Annotated in this window: 15 protein-coding genes; 10 read left to right on the top strand and 5 right to left on the bottom strand. The window is 62.6% G+C overall.

The annotated features are described in order from the left end of the window. The first annotated feature begins 538 nt into the window (after window positions 1-538). The 4 genes from kdgD (at window position 539) to ACF8Q6_RS19660 (ending at window position 6,190) form a co-directional block, all read left to right on the top strand. Window positions 539-1,450, top strand: coding sequence for a 5-dehydro-4-deoxyglucarate dehydratase (kdgD, locus tag ACF8Q6_RS19675; RefSeq protein WP_010954445.1), 912 nt, complete (start codon window positions 539-541; stop codon window positions 1,448-1,450). Between the two features lie 105 nt (window positions 1,451-1,555). Continuing rightward, a complete protein-coding gene (locus ACF8Q6_RS19670; RefSeq protein WP_003247701.1) occupies window positions 1,556-2,920 on the top strand; it encodes an MFS transporter in 1,365 nt (454 codons plus the stop codon). 77 nt (window positions 2,921-2,997) lie between these two features. Continuing rightward, window positions 2,998-4,551 carry a galactarate dehydratase gene (garD, locus tag ACF8Q6_RS19665; protein WP_392492735.1) on the top strand — a complete coding sequence of 518 codons (1,554 nt, stop codon included), beginning with the start codon at window positions 2,998-3,000 and terminating at the stop codon, window positions 4,549-4,551. Between the two features lie 58 nt (window positions 4,552-4,609). After that, the gene (locus ACF8Q6_RS19660; protein ID WP_392499329.1) at window positions 4,610-6,190 is read left to right on the top strand and encodes an aldehyde dehydrogenase (NADP(+)); all 1,581 of its coding nucleotides are present in this window, start codon (window positions 4,610-4,612) and stop codon (window positions 6,188-6,190) included. A 134-nt stretch (window positions 6,191-6,324) separates the two neighbouring features. Here ACF8Q6_RS19660 and ACF8Q6_RS19655 read toward each other — a convergent pair whose 3' ends face one another. After that, entirely contained in the window at window positions 6,325-7,074 is a 750-nt protein-coding gene (locus ACF8Q6_RS19655; RefSeq protein WP_003247694.1) for a FadR/GntR family transcriptional regulator, read from the bottom strand. A gap of 198 nt (window positions 7,075-7,272) precedes the next feature. Between ACF8Q6_RS19655 and ACF8Q6_RS19650 the strand changes: the two genes are divergently transcribed. The 3 genes from ACF8Q6_RS19650 to ACF8Q6_RS19640 all read left to right on the top strand — a co-directional run bounded on the left by ACF8Q6_RS19650 (window position 7,273) and on the right by ACF8Q6_RS19640 (window position 9,396). Next, the gene (locus tag ACF8Q6_RS19650; protein WP_392489758.1) at window positions 7,273-7,923 is read left to right on the top strand and encodes a DUF998 domain-containing protein; all 651 of its coding nucleotides are present in this window, start codon (window positions 7,273-7,275) and stop codon (window positions 7,921-7,923) included. A gap of 74 nt (window positions 7,924-7,997) precedes the next feature. Beyond that, window positions 7,998-8,327 carry a hypothetical protein gene (locus tag ACF8Q6_RS19645; RefSeq protein ID WP_104961470.1) on the top strand — a complete coding sequence of 110 codons (330 nt, stop codon included), beginning with the start codon at window positions 7,998-8,000 and terminating at the stop codon, window positions 8,325-8,327. A 160-nt stretch (window positions 8,328-8,487) separates the two neighbouring features. After that, a complete protein-coding gene (locus tag ACF8Q6_RS19640) occupies window positions 8,488-9,396 on the top strand; it encodes a LysR family transcriptional regulator (protein WP_392489762.1) in 909 nt (302 codons plus the stop codon). On the opposite strand, the gene ACF8Q6_RS19635 is transcribed toward ACF8Q6_RS19640, so the two are convergent. Continuing rightward, the gene (locus ACF8Q6_RS19635; protein ID WP_392489759.1) at window positions 9,397-9,915 is read right to left on the bottom strand and encodes a DMT family transporter; all 519 of its coding nucleotides are present in this window, start codon (window positions 9,913-9,915) and stop codon (window positions 9,397-9,399) included. 175 nt (window positions 9,916-10,090) lie between these two features. Here ACF8Q6_RS19635 and ACF8Q6_RS19630 point away from each other — a divergent pair, with 175 nt between their 5' ends. Then, on the top strand, window positions 10,091-10,855 hold the full coding sequence (locus ACF8Q6_RS19630) for a hypothetical protein (RefSeq protein ID WP_392489760.1): 765 nt from the start codon (window positions 10,091-10,093) through the stop codon (window positions 10,853-10,855). Window positions 10,856-11,002: 147 nt separating this feature from the next. Here the strand turns inward: ACF8Q6_RS19630 and ACF8Q6_RS19625 are convergent, their stop codons facing one another. Beyond that, window positions 11,003-11,584 carry a hypothetical protein gene (locus ACF8Q6_RS19625; RefSeq protein ID WP_003247673.1) on the bottom strand — a complete coding sequence of 194 codons (582 nt, stop codon included), beginning with the start codon at window positions 11,582-11,584 and terminating at the stop codon, window positions 11,003-11,005. Window positions 11,585-11,800: 216 nt separating this feature from the next. Between ACF8Q6_RS19625 and ACF8Q6_RS19620 the strand changes: the two genes are divergently transcribed. Next, window positions 11,801-13,933 (top strand): TonB-dependent siderophore receptor, encoded by a 2,133-nt coding sequence (locus ACF8Q6_RS19620; protein WP_012052794.1) that lies wholly within the window; start codon window positions 11,801-11,803, stop codon window positions 13,931-13,933. A gap of 84 nt (window positions 13,934-14,017) precedes the next feature. Here ACF8Q6_RS19620 and ACF8Q6_RS19615 read toward each other — a convergent pair whose 3' ends face one another. Beyond that, window positions 14,018-15,310: a PQQ-dependent sugar dehydrogenase gene (locus ACF8Q6_RS19615; RefSeq protein WP_392489761.1), complete on the bottom strand. Its 1,293-nt coding sequence runs from the start codon at window positions 15,308-15,310 to the stop codon at window positions 14,018-14,020. Then, entirely contained in the window at window positions 15,307-15,735 is a 429-nt protein-coding gene (locus ACF8Q6_RS19610; RefSeq protein ID WP_014756294.1) for a DUF2231 domain-containing protein, read from the bottom strand. Before ACF8Q6_RS19610 ends, ACF8Q6_RS19615 begins: the two co-directional genes overlap by 4 nt. A 164-nt stretch (window positions 15,736-15,899) precedes the next feature. Between ACF8Q6_RS19610 and ACF8Q6_RS19605 the strand changes: the two genes are divergently transcribed. Next, window positions 15,900-16,184 carry a hypothetical protein gene (locus tag ACF8Q6_RS19605; protein WP_003247660.1) on the top strand — a complete coding sequence of 95 codons (285 nt, stop codon included), beginning with the start codon at window positions 15,900-15,902 and terminating at the stop codon, window positions 16,182-16,184. Window positions 16,185-16,692 lie beyond the last annotated feature (508 nt).

Here is a 16,692-nt window from a genome sequence, read left to right as displayed (position 1 = left end):
GGCGGTGCAAGGCCGCCCCCGTTTCCCCGGTCACCCTCTGCTGGTCCCAGAACACTTCCCGTGGAATCGGGCGGCGGGCTTGTGCCTGTCTCCGCGATCGTTTTTCCTCCCCCCATCAAGAGATACGATGACCGTCATGTGTTTGTCGTCGTACCTGCTGCGCCTGTGAAATCGAGCGCCGCCCGCGCGGCGCTTCGCGGGTAAACCCGCTCCTACGCTTGTTTCGGGCCAGTATCGCCTGTGCCAGACGCGCGCGACCGCCTTGTTTGTATGACGCGATATCGAGGCATGCGCCAAGGCGTCCGCGCGCAAATGCCACAGGCATAACTGGCCCGAAACAAGCGTAGGAGCGGGTTTACCCGCGAAGCGCCGCGCGGGCGGCGCTCGATCTGCGCCACAACACACCTATCCAGACGGCCACCCTGGCGAGAACACAAAATTCTGAAAAAGGACTGGTCATCGCACAGGTTGTACGATAACTTACCTCCAACGCAGAACAACACCCCCCTCACCCAAGCGCCACAGGATGCCAACAACAATGAATCCACAAGAACTTAAATCCATCCTCTCCCACGGCCTGCTGTCTTTCCCGGTCACCGACTTCAATGCCCAGGGCGACTTCAACCCGGCTGGCTACATCAAGCGCCTTGAGTGGCTGGCCCCCTACGGCGCCAGCGCGCTGTTCGCCGCTGGCGGTACCGGTGAATTCTTCTCCCTGGCCGCCAGCGAATACAGCCAGGTGATCAAGACCGCGGTCGACACCTGCGCCACTTCGGTACCGATCCTCGCCGGTGTCGGTGGCTCTACCCGTCAGGCCATCGAATACGCTCAGGAAGCCGAGCGCCTGGGTGCCAAGGGCCTGCTGTTGCTGCCGCACTACCTGACCGAAGCCAGCCAGGACGGCGTCGCCGCCCACGTCGAAGCGGTGTGCAAATCGGTAAACATCGGGGTGGTGGTGTACAACCGCAACGTCTGCCGCCTGAACGCCGACCTGCTGGAAAAACTGGCCGAGCGCTGCCCGAACCTGATCGGCTACAAGGACGGCCTGGGTGATATCGAGCTGATGGTGTCGATCCGTCGTCGCCTGGGCGAGCGCTTCAGCTACCTGGGTGGCCTGCCGACCGCCGAAGTGTATGCTGCCGCCTACAAGGCCCTGGGCGTACCGGTGTACTCCTCCGCGGTGTTCAACTTCGTGCCGAAAACCGCCATGGACTTCTACAACGCCATCGCCCGTGACGACCACGCCACCGTGGCCAAGCTGATCGACGATTTCTTCCTGCCCTACCTGGACATCCGCAACCGCAAGGCCGGCTACGCCGTGAGTATCGTCAAGGCCGGCGCCAGAATTGCCGGTTACGACGCTGGCCCGGTGCGCACTCCGCTGACCGACCTCACCGCCGAAGAGTACGAAATGCTCGCCGCGCTGATGGACAAGATGGGCCCGCAGTAAGCGCTGCCCGCGGCCTGCCAGATGCCGCACCCGGAGTGGGCCTACCCCCACTCCGGTTACAATTCGTGAGCCCGCACAAAAATAACTAGTGGGAGTATTGCCAGCATGCAAGCGACTAAGAAAACGCATGTGCGCTACCTGATCCTGTTCATGCTGTTTCTGGTGACCACGATCAACTATGCCGACCGCGCGACCATTGCTATCGCAGGCTCCAGCCTGCAGAAAGACCTCGGCATTGACGCCGTAACCCTCGGTTATATCTTTTCCGCCTTTGGATGGGCTTACGTGGCTGGCCAGATTCCTGGTGGCTGGCTGCTCGATCGCTTCGGTTCCAAGAACGTCTACGCCTTCAGCATCTTCACCTGGTCGCTGTTCACCCTGCTGCAGGGTTTTGTCGGTGGCCTGCCGGTTGCCTGGGCCGTGGTCACCCTCTTCACCCTGCGCTTCCTGGTCGGTTTCGCCGAAGCCCCGTCCTTCCCGGGTAACGCGCGCATCGTCGCCGCATGGTTCCCGACCCAGGAACGCGGCACGGCGTCGGCCATCTTCAACTCGGCGCAGTATTTCGCCACTGCACTGTTCGCCCCGATCATGGGCTGGATCGTGTTCAGCTTCGGCTGGGAGCACGTTTTCGTGGTCATGGGTGTGCTGGGCATCATCTTCTCGATGGTGTGGCTGAAGACCATCTACAATCCGCGCCAACACCCGCGCATCAGCCAAAGCGAACTCGAGCACATCGAGCAGAACGGCGGCCTGGTCGACATGGACCAGAAGCGCGGCAGCGACGGCCCGAAATGGGGTTACATCAAGCAGTTGCTGACCAGCCGCATGCTGCTGGGCGTATACCTGGGCCAGTACTGCATCAACGCCATCACCTACTTCTTCCTCACCTGGTTCCCGGTGTACCTGGTGCAGGAACGTGGCATGACCATTCTCAAGGCCGGCTTCATCGCCTCGCTGCCGGCGGTGTGTGGTTTTATCGGCGGCGTCCTGGGTGGCGTGATCTCCGACTGGCTGCTGCGCCGCGGCAACTCGCTGACCTTCTCGCGCAAACTGCCGATCGTCTGTGGCCTGCTGCTGTCCACCACCATGGTGTTCTGCAACTACGTCGATGCCGAGTGGATGGTGGTTGGCTTCATGACGCTGGCGTTTTTCGGCAAGGGCATCGGCGCACTGGGCTGGGCGGTGGTCGCGGACACTTCACCCAAGCAGATCGCCGGGCTGTCCGGTGGCCTGTTCAACACCTTCGGCAACATCGCGTCGATCACCACTCCTATCGTGATCGGCTACATCATCAGCGCCACCGGCTCGTTCAAGTGGGCGCTTGTGTACGTGGGTGCCAACGCGCTGGTAGCGGTATTCAGCTATCTGGTTATCGTCGGCCCCATCAAGCGTATCGAATTGCGTGATGCTGCCCCAAAGCCACACGCTGAGCCTGCCACCGACGGCGAACTGGCCAGCTCCCGTCACTGAAAAAACACGCCCGCGCCGGGTCACCCGGCATGGGCGGATGTACAAAAGCCTGAGAACCTGACAAGTAGGGCCCAAACATGCAGTTGATCGAACATTCCGACTCGCCCCGCTACGTCCGCCTGCACGACGACGACAACGTCGTGGTCGTCGTCAACGACGGCGGCTTGGGCGAAGGCGCCCGCTTCGCCGACGGCCTGACCCTGATCGAAGGCGTGCCGCAAAGCCACAAGGTGGCCACCGTGGCCATCGCCAAGGGCGAGCCCGTGCGCCGCTACGGGCAAATCATCGGCTACGCGCTGGAAGACCTGCACCAAGGCAGCTGGGTTCAGGAAAGCCAGCTGGCCATGCCGGCCGCCCCGGAACTGGACAGCCTGCCGCGCTGCGATGCAGTGCCACAACCGCTGCCGCCGCTGGAGGGCTTCACCTTCGAGGGCTATCGCAACGCCGACGGCACTGTCGGCACCCGCAATATTCTCGGCATCACCACCACCGTGCAGTGCGTAACCGGCGTGCTGGAGCATGCAGTTAAGCGCATTCGCAACGAACTGCTGCCCAAATACCCCAACGTCGATGACGTGGTAGCCATTACCCACAGCTACGGCTGCGGTGTGGCAATCAACGCCCGCGACGCTTACATCCCGATCCGCACCGTGCGCAACCTGGCGCGCAACCCCAACCTTGGCGGCGAGGCACTGGTGATCAGCCTGGGCTGTGAAAAACTGCAAGCCAGCCAGGTGATGCACGACAACGACCCCTCGGTGGACCTCAGCGACCCATGGCTGTACCGCCTGCAAGACGCCAGCCTTGGCTTTGTTGAAATGATCGAGCAGATCATGGACCTGGCCGAAACCCGCCTGAAAAAGCTCGACCAGCGCCGCCGCGAAACGGTCCCGGCCAGCGAACTGATCCTCGGTATGCAATGCGGTGGCAGCGACGCCTTCTCGGGCATCACCGCCAACCCGGCACTGGGCTATGCCGCCGACCTGCTGGTCCGCGCTGGCGCCACGGTGCTGTTCTCTGAAGTGACCGAGGTACGCGACGCGATCTACATGCTGACCTCGCGCGCGGAAAACCAGGACGTTGCCGACGCGCTGGTGCGCGAAATGGACTGGTACGACCGTTACCTGCAGCAAGGCGCCGCCGACCGCAGCGCCAACACCACACCGGGCAACAAGAAAGGCGGGCTGTCGAACATCGTCGAGAAATCGCTGGGTTCGATCGTCAAGTCGGGCAGCGGCGCTATCCAGGGTGTGCTCGGCCCAGGCGAGCGGGTCAACCGCAAAGGCCTGATTTTCTGCGCCACCCCGGCCAGCGACTTTGTCTGTGGCACCTTGCAACTGGCGGCCGGCATGAACCTGCACGTCTTCACTACCGGCCGCGGCACCCCATATGGCCTGGCCATGGCGCCGGTGGTCAAGGTGTGTACCCGCAGCGAACTGGCCCAGCGCTGGCCCGACCTGATCGACATCGACGCCGGTCGCATCGCCAGTGGTCGCTCGACCATCGAGGAGCTGGGTTGGGAGCTGTTCCATTACTACCTGGACGTAGCCAGCGGCCGCAAGCAGACCTGGGCCGAACAACACCGGCTGCACAACGACATCACCCTGTTCAACCCGGCGCCCATTACCTGATGCCGCAGCCTTGACCACGCATTCACACACGCCACCCTCAAGCCCACAGGAGCACCCCATGCCTGAAATCCTCGGCCATAACTTCATCGCCGGTCAGCGCAGTGCCGCTGGCCCTCAGCGCCTGCAGAGCCTGGACGCCAGCACTGGCGAAGCCCTGCCCTACAGCTTTGCCCAGGCCACCGAAGCCGAAGTGGACCAGGCCGCCAAGGCCGCTGCCGCTGCCTTCGCCGAATTCCGCCAACTGGCTCCGGCACGTCGGGCCGAGTTCCTCGACGCCATCGCCGCTGAACTCGACGAACTGGATGACGCCTTCGTCGCCATCGTCTGCCGCGAAACCGCACTGCCCGCCGCCCGTATTCAGGGCGAGCGCGGCCGCACCAGCGGGCAGATGCGCCTGTTCGCCCAAGTGCTGCGCCGCGGCGACTTCCTCGGCGCGCGCATCGACCTGGCATTGCCCGAGCGCCAACCGCTGCCACGCGTAGACCTGCGCCAGATGCGCATCGGCGTGGGCCCGGTCGCCGTGTTCGGGGCCAGCAACTTCCCGCTGGCCTTCTCCACCGCCGGTGGTGATACCGCCGCCGCCCTCGCTGCGGGCTGCCCGGTGGTATTCAAGGCGCACAGCGGGCACATGGCCACGGCCGACCTGGTCGGCTGCGCCATCGTGCGCGCCGCTGAGCGTACCGGCATGCCCAAGGGCGTGTTCAACATGGTATTTGGTGGCGGCGTGGGCGAGTGGCTGGTCAAGCACCCCGCCATCCAGGCGGTTGGCTTCACCGGCTCGCTCAAAGGCGGCGATGCCCTCTGCCGCATGGCCGCTGAGCGCCCGCAGCCAATCCCGGTATTTGCCGAGATGTCGAGCATCAACCCGGTCATCATCCTGCCGGGCGCCCTGGCCAAGCGTGGCGAGGCCATTGCTCGCGAGTTGGCGGGGTCCGTGTGCATGGGCGCCGGGCAGTTCTGCACCAACCCTGGGTTGGTGATTGGCCTGCAGTCGCCACAGTACAGCCAGTTGCTCGCCGACCTTGGCCAGTACCTGGACCAGCAAGCCGGGCAAACCATGCTCAACGCTGGCGGCCTGCGCAGCTACGTTGGCGGCCTTGAACACCTGCATGCCCATGCCGGTATCGAGCATGTGGCCGGCCAGGCGCAGGAAGGCAACCAGGCGCGCGCTCAGCTGTTCAAGGCCGATGCACGCCTGCTGGTCGAGTCCGACCCGCTGTTGCAGGAAGAAGTGTTTGGGCCCACCACCGTGGCTGTAGAGGTGCAGGACAACGACCAACTGCGCGACGCGCTGCTCGGCCTGCGTGGCCAGCTGACCGCGACGCTGATCGGCGAGGCGGAGGACTTCGATGCCTTCGCCTGGCTGGTGCCGTTGCTGGAGGAGAAAGTCGGGCGAATCCTGGTCAATGGCTACCCGACCGGTGTCGAAGTCTGTGATGCCATGGTGCACGGCGGCCCGTACCCGGCGACCTCCGATGCGCGTGGCACCTCGGTCGGCACGTTGGCCATCGACCGCTTCCTGCGCCCGGTGTGCTACCAGAACTACCCGCAGACACTGCTGCCTGAGGCACTGCGCGACGGCAACCCGCTGGGGCTGCGGCGGTTGGTGAACGGGCAGTGGAGTGACGGGGCGATCTGACCGGTTGCACGCAACAAGAAAGCCCTGCGCACGGCGGGGCTTTTCTTTTTGACTGTACCGGCCTCTTTGCGGGCAAGCCCGCTCCTACAGGGCTATCTTGCCCGCGAAGAGGCCATTACAGGCAGCAAAGGCTTTCAGGTCCCTTGCGCTTCAGCCGCCTCATGCGCCTGGCGCAAGCGCTCGCGGCTGTTGCTCAGGTGCATGCGCATGGCCATCTTCGCCCCTTCGCTGTCACGCCGGGCAATCGCCTCATAGATCGCCTCGTGCTCATGCATCAGGCGGCTCATGTAATGCGCCTGGTCATCATGGGCCAGGCGCGCCGAATTCAGCCGGGTGCGCGGTATGATGCTGGTACCCAGGTGGTTGATGATGTCGGCGAAGTAGTGGTTGCCGCTGGCCTGGGCAATGCGCAGGTGGAACTGGAAGTCCGCCGATACCGCATCAGTGGCGTGGGCCGCCCCCTCGTTGAGTTCGTCCAGCGCCGCCCGCATACCGGCCAGGGCTTCGTCGCTTCGCCGCTGGGCTGCCAGCCCGGCCGACTCGATCTCCAGGGCAATGCGCAACTCCAGCACCGCCAGCACTTCGCGCAGGGTGACCACGGTGGCCGGGTCGATACGGAAACCGCCCGTAGCCGGCGCATCCAGCACGAATGTACCAATGCCGTGGCGAGTCTCTACCTGCCCGGCGGCCTGCAACCGCGAGATCGCCTCACGCACGACCGTGCGGCTGACGCCCTCCTCGGCCATGATCTGCGATTCGGTCGGCAGCTTGTCGCCGCGTTTGAGCTGGCCGCTGCGAATGCGTTCGGTCAGCACCGTGACCAGTTCCTGGGCCAGACTGCGCGGCTTGCGCCGGGTCCTTGCCTGTACCTGCTGCTCTGTCATTGCCCTGTATTTCACCTTAAAAGACAGCGCTCATCATAGCGCAAGCGGTTGTACGATCACATACACCCCGTGCGGTATTTATTGCCATCTTTGCAGTCCCTGACCCCTGAAAAAACGCGCAGAATTCCTGGCCCATGACCTGCGCGAGCCTGTACTGTACGCCTCCACGCTCACTGTTCCATGGAAGGAATCTGCAGTATGAAAACCCTCGACCGCCTTTTGCTCGGCAGTGGCCTGCTGATCCCCCTCTGGCTGCTGGCGGGGGTATGGCTCACCGCCCAGGCCTACCCTGGCTATGATCACCTGCAACAGGCCATGAGCCAGCTTGGCGCGGCAGGCTCGCCAACCCACAGCTGGTCACCACGGGTCAACAATTTCCCTCTAGCCCTGCTGTTTGCCCTGTTTGCCTGGGGCCTGATGCGGCGCTGGCACAGCTCGAAGCTGGCGCTGCTGAGTGCGGGCCTGGTGTTTCTGCATGGCATGGGCAGTTTGGGCACCGGCTGGTTCCCCTGCGACCAGGGCTGTGCACCGGCACAGCCATCTACCTCGCAGCAACTGCATAACCTGTTTGGTCTGCTGATGTTCCTCTCACTGACCTTGGCCAGCGCCCTATGGGCATGGCTGGGCAACCGCATTGCCGGCTCCCCCGCCCTGGCGCTGTTTTCCCTGGCTTGCGTGGTGTTGGCTATCATCACCGTCGCGTTGATGGGCCAAGCGGCGCAGAGTGGCCAGCTGTTCGGCCTGTATCAACGCCTTAACTATGGTGTTTCGGTGCTCTGGGTTGCCAGCCTGGCCTGGACAAGCCTGCAGAAGCCGAAGGCCAGTCCCCTGCGCATGGCTGTGCCCTGACGGCAAATTGCTGGCCCACGGCTGCGGAAAGCGAAGGCAAACTCCGTTTTCTTTCAGATGCTTAGGACAGCAACATGCGAGTACTTCTAGCAACGATGGCCGGCTGCCTGCTGGCCACCCTCGCTTTCGGCGCCCAGGCCAGGGCACTGAGCCAGAACGATCGCCACACCTGCGGCTGGGGCGCGCAGATAGCCGCCGAGGCCCAACAGGCCAAGCTTTCCGGGGTAACCTTGTACGCCACGCGCAAGAAGCTGCAGGTACGCAAATTCCCCAAGCCATGGATGCGCATGACTGCCTTCGGCATTACCGAGCAGACGTACAACAGCCGCTCGCGGCTCAAGCCTGAAGCGATCAAGCGGACTTACTTTGAACAGTGTGTTCAGCATGCGACTGCAAGAAGATAATACTTTTTTATCAGTAAGTTACAGATCAAACATAAAGCCATTTAGTAGAAAACATGTGCTGCGAAAAGCCTCTATCGCCAGCAGCTTGTGAGCGCGTACAAGACTCAAGCATTTGTTAAGCTGATCCGAGTCGCCAGAATTGACCAAGGCCATTCACCTGATGGATGAACTGCGCAAGATCGACCTCAACCTGCTGCTCGCCCTGCATGCCCTGCTCAGTGAACGGCACGTGACCCGCGCAGCCCTGCGCCTGCACCGCAGCCAACCGGCGGTCAGCCACGCCTTGGCGCAGTTGCGCAAACACTTCGACGACCCTTTGCTGGTACGCCAAGGTGGCGGCATGGCCCTTACCGCCCGCGCCCAATCGCTGGCACAACCGTTACAGGATGCACTGAGCAATCTCGACAGCCTGCTGGCCACCCCGCTGTTCGAGCCAGCCAGGGCCCAGCGCCGGTTCCGGCTGTCGCTGTCCGACTACGCCTCGCGCATCATCCTGCCGCACCTGCTGCGCCACCTGCGCCAAGTCGCGCCCGAGGTGGACCTGGCCATCAGCCAGGCCAGCCGTGAAACCATGTTGGCGCAGTTGCTCGATGGCGAGCTGGATCTGGCCCTGGGCCTGTTCCCCGAACTGCCTCAGGACATCACCGCCCAGCCCCTGTTTGCCGATCGCTTCATCAGCGTTGCCGATCGCCAGGTCCTGCCAGCCAGCGGCGGCATGGCCCTGGAAGACTGGCTGGCACGCCCACATGTATTGATGGCCATGCGCCCGGATGCTTTCGATGAAATCGAGCGCGCACTGGCCGCCCGGGGCTTGCAACGCCGTATTGCCCTGGCCTTGCCACACTGGAGTGCTGCGGTCGAAGTGCTGGCCGGCACCGACCTGATCCTGACGGTGGCCAGCCGCGCCGTGGGGTCGTTGCGCCAGCACAGGACACTGCGCCAGTTCACGCCGCCACTGGCCATCCCCTCGTTCGACTATCAGCAAGCCTGGCACAACCGCAAGGACAGTGACCCCGGGCACCGCTGGCTGCGCGAAACCGTCTGGGCCTGCAGCCAAGCAGGGCGCTGATCAGTTTTCTTGCCCCTTCACAGCTGCCGTGGAATGGGCCGCTGACGCCGTTGCCCAAGGGCCCTGTACCAGCAACACTCCGCACAGGATCAGCACCACACCAGCCAGCCTGGCCAGGCTAAGCGGCTTGCCACCCAGCCCCATCGCCCCGTAGTGGTCGGCAAGCACTGCCGTGATGATCTGCCCTGCCACCACCAGTACCAGGAACCCTGCTGCGCCAAGTTTCGGGGTCAGTGCTGCGGCGCCGGCTACATACAGTGCCCCCAGCACGCCTCCAATCCATAACCACCAGGGCCCTTGCAAGGCCTTGCCCATGTCTGGCGCCGGTACCCGGATAATCAACAGCGCGGCGATCACCACCAGCATGCTCACCGTCAACGATGTGAAAGCCCCCCACAGCCAGTGCCCAAGGGCCCGGCCTACCGCAGCATTACCTGCGGCCTGAAACGGCAACACCGCACCGGCAAGCAACGCCATGGCCACAGGAAGCGCCAGCAGAAGCATTGATTTACTGAACATGGCAGTCCTCATCCAAGGTATCGATGGCAACCATGATGCTGCATGCCCAGTACTGATAGAAATCAAAATCCTGCACTTGAACTATTCGTACCCTGCATACTGAAACATTCCTTCCGGCCGGCGTGCGCCTGGCCGGCAATCGACTGCACCGTGCCACTGCCATGGAGCCTTAGCCATGAGCGACGACCGAAAGTCCCTGATCGACCTTGGCCAACTGCCAACCCGCAACCTGGCCGAATGCCTGGCGGTGGATCAAGCCGCCTTGGTCAACGCCTTGACAGGCCAACTGCCAGCAGCATTGGTTGAGCACCTCGCTGCCAGTGCGGACCAGGCCCAGGCACTGGGCCTGTCAAAAAAAGTGGCGGCCATTGGCCTGGCGCTGGGCAAGTGGCTGGAGCAAGCCGCCGAGTCGTTGCGCCAGCACGTGTTCGAGCAATGCTGCACGCACCCGTCCGATACCGTGCGCAGTTGGGCAGCGTTCGCCCAGGCGCACCTGTCACGCTCGCAGCCTGCGGAAGATGCCCTGCTGGCGCAGTTTCGCTTCGCCCGCGATGAGCACTTCGGCGTGCGTGAATGGGCATGGATTGCCCTGCGCCCGCGCCTGGCCCAGCACCTTGAAGCGGCCCTGGCGCTACTCGGCCGCCATACCGGCGATGCAGACCCGCTGGTACGTCGGTTCTGCATCGAGATCCTGCGCCCGCGCGGCGTTTGGTGCGAGCACATTGCCACGCTCAAGCAACAACCAGAAGTGGCCGAGCCGTTGCTGGTACCGCTGCTGGCCGAAGCTGAGAAATACGCCCAGGACTCAGTCGCCAATTGGCTCAACGATGCCAGCAAGACCCGCCCCGACTGGGTACTTCAGCTGTTTCAGCGCCATCCCCCGGCCTGCAAGGCCTCACAGCGCATCAAGACCCGGGCTACCCGAAGCCTGCGGCAGTGACACACCACAAGTCGACTACCCCTAACGTGCAGAGCCCCAGGCCTTGATCGAAGCCGCTGGCTACTGAGGCCCGCTCCCCGGCACCAGCCTGCCCGGACCGCAAACGGCCGATCGGAGGCGAGTAACCGAGGTCGGCAACGGCCGAGGTCAGCGCGAGGTTTCGACGCGCAGCACTTCGGTGTAGATCGCGTCAACCGTCTGGCCAACCTTGAGGTTCTTCATGCGTTTCTGCAGGTCTGGGTTCTCGACCTTGACCACCTGCAGCTTGCCCTCCGGTGGCAACAAGCTCACCTCATGCGTCTTGAGGTCGATCTTCTTGATCTGAGAGGTAACCTTGACCTGGCGGAACGCCTCGCCGCCCGGGTTGGGGTTTTGCTCGGTTGCACGAATGGTACCGGACTCTTCAGTCGCTTTCGGCGCCCCACCCACTTCCGGATTGAGCACATAGGCCACGGCGCGTGTCACGTAGATGTCGACTTGGTCACCGACTTTCAGGTTGGGCAGCGCTTTGGCCTTTTCGGTCAGCTGGAACGTCACATCCTTCTTCTCGTCAGGGCCTTTCACCGTGACTTGGCGGGTGGCCAGGTCGATAGCCGTTACCTGTGTGGTGACATGGCTTTCCAGCGCCTCGCTCCCGATGGGGATACCGGCAGCCTGTACCGTGAAGCTGGCAGCAGAGGCCAGCGTGGCAAGGGCTACAGCACGAGCGAGAGTACGAATGGGGTTCATAGGCGAGCTTCCCTGTGATCAAGTCCGAATAGGCGCGTGAAAGGCTCACGCGCTGACAAGCATAGCCATTACCGGCCGCCTTGCCGGCCCTCCCGGTTGGCGACGCATTTCGTCGCCGAAATCACTGTTATAGCTAATACGACTTCTTTACACTTGCTTTACATTTGCAAATCATTACTATTCGTGACTCCCGATAACAACAAAGAGTCGCCTGTAATGGCAAAAAGGTCTGTTGCCCCAGCATCCATTTCCATGCTGGGCCTGCTCGTTGTGCCTGCTGTCCACGCTGCCGCCCAAACCGATACGCAAAGTAGCCTCGCCCTGCCCGCCACCGCCGTCAGCAGCGTCTATGAGCAGCAAAGCTACAAGGCCAGTGAAAGCCGCAGCGCCATGAAGATCGACGCGCCGCTGCGCGATATCCCGCAAACCGTCAACGTCGTTCCCGAAAGCGTGATCAAGGACCAAGGCGCACAGTCCATGGAAGACGTGCTGAAGAACGTGCCCGGCATCGGCCTGTCCAACGGCGACGGCCAACGCGATCAGGTGACCATCCGTGGCTTCAGCGCCATTGGCGACATGTACATAGACGGCGTGCGTGACGACGCCCTGTACTTTCGCGACCTGTCCAACATCGAGCGTGTCGAGGTGATCAAGGGCCCGGCCGCGGTGCTGTATGGCCGTGGCTCCTCGGGCGGGCTGATCAACAGCATCAGCAAAAAACCAAGCTTCACACCCAAGCGTGAAGTCGGCATGAACGTCGACAGCGAAGGCAAACGCCGAACCCAGTTCGACACCGGCTGGGCCGACCCGCAAAGCAACCAGGCCTACCGCGTGACCGGTGCCTTCGAAGACAGCGACACCTTCCGCGATGATGGCTACATCGACCGCAAGGCCATCGCACCGTCGGCCTACTTCCGTCTCTCGGACGACCTGGAACTGAACCTGGGCGCCACCTACCTGTACGACAAGCGCCTGATCGACTTCGGCATCCCGGCCCTGGGCAACCGCCCGGTGGACGTGGACCGCGACAAGCGCTTTGGCTCTGGCGATGCGGACCAGGATTACGCCCGCAGCGAGGTGTTCTCGCTTACAGCCAGCCTGGACTACCGCATCAACGACAACTTCACCCTGACCAACACCAGCCGTTACTACCGCTACGACCTGGACCGCAACAACACCTTGGCCGACAGCAGCCCGACGCGCTTCGTCACCGCGCCGGACGGTGAACTGCTGATCAAGCTCAACCGTGGCAACGTCGCCCGCGATGAGTACGGCGTGTTCAACCAGACGGAGCTCAAGCAACAAGCGCAACTGGCCGGCATGCAGCACAACCTGTTGTACGGCGTGGAAGCAGGCTTTCAGGACAAGTACCAGCGCGTGCTGAGCCAGACCAACGTGGCCCAGGTACCGGTGTACCGTGATGCCTTGGTGCCGGTACCGGAACACGCCGCCAACCTGTCGTCCAAGGGCACCAACTTCCAGCAGACCACCGGTCTGTACGTGCAGGACATGATCGAGCTGAACGCGCACTGGAAGGCACTGGTCGGTGTGCGTTATGACATCTTTGGCCAGGAGTACGACGACGACCGCGTGCAAAACATCGACCTGGATCGTACCGACAAGACCTGGAGCCCGCGTGCGGGTCTGGTCTACCAGCCAGACGCCATCCAGTCCTACTACGTGTCGGTCAGCCGCAGCTATCAGCCTTCGGGCGAAGTGTTCGCGGTGAGCCCGAGCAACCAGCACCTGGAGCCGGAAGAAACCACCAACTATGAAATCGGCGCCAAATGGGACCTGCTCGACAGCCGCCTGTCACTGACCGCCGCAGTGTTCCGCCTTGAGCGCACCAACATGAAGACTGCCGACCCGGCCAACCCCAACCTGACCGTATTGGCTGGCGAACAGCGTACCGATGGCTTTGAAGCCACCGTCAGCGGGCATCTCACCGACAAGTGGCAGATCTATGCCGGTTACGCTTACCTGGACGCCGAAATCACCAAGTCCAACAGCAAGACCAATGGCGTGGCGAACGAAGGCCAGACCCCTACCCTGACGCCGCGCAACAGCGCCAACGTCTGGCTGGTACGTACCCTGACACCAGAGTGGCGTGTGGCCGCCGGAGCCAACTACGTCGACGAACGCTACACAGCACTCGACAATGTGGTGGTGATGCCAGGCTATACCACCTTCGACGCCGCGCTGCTGTACAGCGTGCCGCAGTGGGATGCCGCGCTGCGCCTGAAGAACGTGTTTGACCGTGACTACTATGCCTCGGCACATGGCTCGGTCGACCTGATCACCCCAGGGGCACCGCGCACTCTGGAAGCCAGTTTCAACTACCGCTTCTGACCCACGCGCAATGCCTGTCAGTCAGCAATTGGGCCGCTCTGCGGCCCATCGCCAGCTAGCTTTGCCGATTTGATCAGATGGCATTCAGCGATTACGCGTCACCCGCCACACCGTATTCGCCAGGTCATCGGCAATGATCAACGCTCCCCGCGGGTCCACCGTCACCCCAACCGGTCGCCCCCGGGTCTTGCCATCCTCACCGCGAAAGCCCGTGGCGAAGTCGATGGGTTCCCCAGCAGGCTTGCCATTGCTGAACGGCACGAAAATCACCTTGTACCCCACCGGGTTGGGCCGGTTCCAGCTGCCGTGCTCGCCCACGAACACACCGTCTGCAAAGCGCTCGCCCATTGCCGAGGAGGAGAAGTCCACACCCAGTGCAGCCACATGCGAACCCAGGCTGTAATCCGGCTTGATCGCCGCCGCCACCTTGTCCGGGTTCTGCGGCCGCACCCGCTCATCCACATGCTGGCCCCAGTAGCTGTAAGGCCAACCATAGAAGCCCCCTTCACGTACCGAAGTGAGGTAGTCCGGCACCAGGTCGGGGCCCAGCTCATCCCGCTCGTTGACCACCGTCCACAACTGCCCGGTCTGCGGCTGGATGGTCAAAGCTGTCGGGTTACGCAAGCCGGTGGCATAGGGCCGGTGTGCGCCGGTATCGGCATCGACCTGCCAGACCATGGCCCGATCGATCTCCACCTCCAGGCCGCGCTCGGTGATATTGCTGTTCGAGCCGATACCCACATACAAGAAGCGGCCATCCGGGCTGATGGTCAGCGCCTTGGTCCAATGGTGGTTGATTTCGGCCGGCAGGTCGGTGACCTTGGTTGGCGGGCCGTCGGCCTGGGTCTGGCCTTCCTTGTAGTCAAAGCGTACCAGCGCATCCTGGTTGGCTACATACAGCTTGCCGTTGGCATAGGCCAGGCCGTACGGTGCGTTGAGGTTATCCGCAAACACGGCCTGTACCTCGTAGTTGCCATCGCCATCAGCATCGCGCAGCAAGGTCAGGCGGTTGCCACCCTTGACCTGGGTATTGCCCTTGGCCTTGATCTGGCTGGCGATCACATCCTTGGGCTTGAGCTTGGCCGCGCTGCCTCCCCGGCCCTCAGCCACCAGAATGTCGCCATTGGGCAGCACCAGGCTCTGGCGCGGAATTTTCAGGCCGGTGGCAATGGCGGTGACACTGAAGCCCTCCGGCACGGTCGGTTTCAGTTCGCCCCAGGCAGCCGGTTGCGCAATCTTCATGCTCGGCAGCAAGCCGCGCTGAGGCTCCGGCAACTTCGGGTCCGGGCCATGGGCCTGGGTCGGCTCGCCGTCGCCACCACAGGCACTCAGCAATAGCGCCACGCCCAACAGGCTAAATGCATGCAAAGGCTTCATGCCACACCTCCTGAACGCAGGTTGCTCAAACCGGTCCAGGCGGCCACCACCGCGAGCACTGTCACGATGACCGACAACACCAACCCAGACGGCATAACCGCCCAGGCGTCCTTGGCATGCTCAAAGGCATTGATCAGCCCAAGCCCCCACGTCACCAGCAGCAGCACGAAGTACAGCGTAGCGCGCCCGCCCTTGCGCTCGGCGCGGATCAGGTTGGCCAGCGCGAACAACAGAGCCAGCCCACAGAACACCAAGGCACCGGCGATCAGCCAGGCGGCGAAGTTGCTCCACTGAATCTGGTAGCTGTTGTAGTAGGCGATATCGCTCAGCAGCGCGCCAAGGAACAACGGTACACTGCCCGCCAGCAGCAGGGCATGCAGCGGGCTGGGCATACAGCGGTAAAGGGTTTGATCAGGTGCGGTCACGGTGCCTCCTTTTCATTCAGTGACCCAGGGCTGATGGTCTTGCGCCATCAGGTAAGCGCAGGGTGCGCTTAGCAAAGGAGCCCCTTGACGCCCCGATAGTTCACCGCTTCGCTGTAATGAAATATCCTGGAAGGCATTTGCTGCCAAGCGCAGAAGGGGAATACATGAGCAGACCAAACGCGTACTGGGCCCTGGCCACCCTGCTCGGCCTCAGCCTGGCTCTCGCCGGCTGCTCCAGCAACGCCAGCAAGGCACGCTACGCCACGCCTGCAGTGGGCTCCAACTGCTTTGCCAAGGCCGTCCCCACTACCGGGGAAGGCGGCCTGGCCTGGGGCAATACATTGAGCATTGCGCGACAGAAATCCCTGAATAACTGCGTGCGTTATGCCAGCCGCTCGGGAGGCACGCCCAGGACTTGCCAGGTAGTGATGGCCAAGTGCAAAAACTGAACATATAACAATCTTAAAGTACGAAACTTCCTACAAAAACACTGCAACTTTTCACACGACATTGCGCAAACACAATACTTATACATTCAAATAAAATCTTACACTTTCAGCCTCGACCCAAAGGCAGCGATCGAGGCATTGTCTTTCACTTGAACTCCAGATACTTGATCGCCCGCGCACTTAGCAAGTAAGTAGGAAACTTCTTACAGCATAGCGTCGGGCCTGAAATCCAGCACAGTATGAATAACGGCATTTCAGTCTTGTCAGTACTGAAAGTTGCCGCAGTGCGTCTCTGGTTCGAAAAGACTGTCTCTCTGAGCAAGGAGCTCGCATGACCAATGCCTCCGTCAGCAGCGCCACCTCCGGCCCTGCCTGCAGCGCACGCGTGCCCATCCTGCCGGTGCGCTACGCCATCGTACCCCGCACCGGCGACGCCCCCGCCTGCCGCTATGCCGATGCAGGCTTCAACCTGGAACAAGGCTTCCCCACGCTGCAGCACTCGGCCTAC

The sequence above is a fragment of the Pseudomonas sp. GLN_2 genome (genome assembly GCF_043106005.1).
Taxonomy (GTDB): Bacteria; Pseudomonadota; Gammaproteobacteria; order Pseudomonadales; family Pseudomonadaceae; genus Aquipseudomonas; species Aquipseudomonas alloputida.
Note: the sequence above shows the minus strand (reverse complement) of the source record. Positions and strands in the feature narration are given on the sequence as shown.

What these genes read in the sequence shown, in the direction of transcription:
- kdgD (WP_010954445.1), top strand. Translation starts at nt 539, where the DNA reads ATGAATCCACAAGAACTTAAATCCATCCTCTCCCACGGCCTGCTGTCT.
- ACF8Q6_RS19670 (WP_003247701.1), top strand. Translation starts at nt 1,556, where the DNA reads ATGCAAGCGACTAAGAAAACGCATGTGCGCTACCTGATCCTGTTCATG.
- garD (WP_392492735.1), top strand. Translation starts at nt 2,998, where the DNA reads ATGCAGTTGATCGAACATTCCGACTCGCCCCGCTACGTCCGCCTGCAC.
- ACF8Q6_RS19660 (WP_392499329.1), top strand. Translation starts at nt 4,610, where the DNA reads ATGCCTGAAATCCTCGGCCATAACTTCATCGCCGGTCAGCGCAGTGCC.
- ACF8Q6_RS19655 (WP_003247694.1), bottom strand. Translation starts at nt 7,074, where the DNA reads ATGACAGAGCAGCAGGTACAGGCAAGGACCCGGCGCAAGCCGCGCAGT.
- ACF8Q6_RS19650 (WP_392489758.1), top strand. Translation starts at nt 7,273, where the DNA reads ATGAAAACCCTCGACCGCCTTTTGCTCGGCAGTGGCCTGCTGATCCCC.
- ACF8Q6_RS19645 (WP_104961470.1), top strand. Translation starts at nt 7,998, where the DNA reads ATGCGAGTACTTCTAGCAACGATGGCCGGCTGCCTGCTGGCCACCCTC.
- ACF8Q6_RS19640 (WP_392489762.1), top strand. Translation starts at nt 8,488, where the DNA reads ATGGATGAACTGCGCAAGATCGACCTCAACCTGCTGCTCGCCCTGCAT.
- ACF8Q6_RS19635 (WP_392489759.1), bottom strand. Translation starts at nt 9,915, where the DNA reads ATGTTCAGTAAATCAATGCTTCTGCTGGCGCTTCCTGTGGCCATGGCG.
- ACF8Q6_RS19630 (WP_392489760.1), top strand. Translation starts at nt 10,091, where the DNA reads ATGAGCGACGACCGAAAGTCCCTGATCGACCTTGGCCAACTGCCAACC.
- ACF8Q6_RS19625 (WP_003247673.1), bottom strand. Translation starts at nt 11,584, where the DNA reads ATGAACCCCATTCGTACTCTCGCTCGTGCTGTAGCCCTTGCCACGCTG.
- ACF8Q6_RS19620 (WP_012052794.1), top strand. Translation starts at nt 11,801, where the DNA reads ATGGCAAAAAGGTCTGTTGCCCCAGCATCCATTTCCATGCTGGGCCTG.
- ACF8Q6_RS19615 (WP_392489761.1), bottom strand. Translation starts at nt 15,310, where the DNA reads ATGAAGCCTTTGCATGCATTTAGCCTGTTGGGCGTGGCGCTATTGCTG.
- ACF8Q6_RS19605 (WP_003247660.1), top strand. Translation starts at nt 15,900, where the DNA reads ATGAGCAGACCAAACGCGTACTGGGCCCTGGCCACCCTGCTCGGCCTC.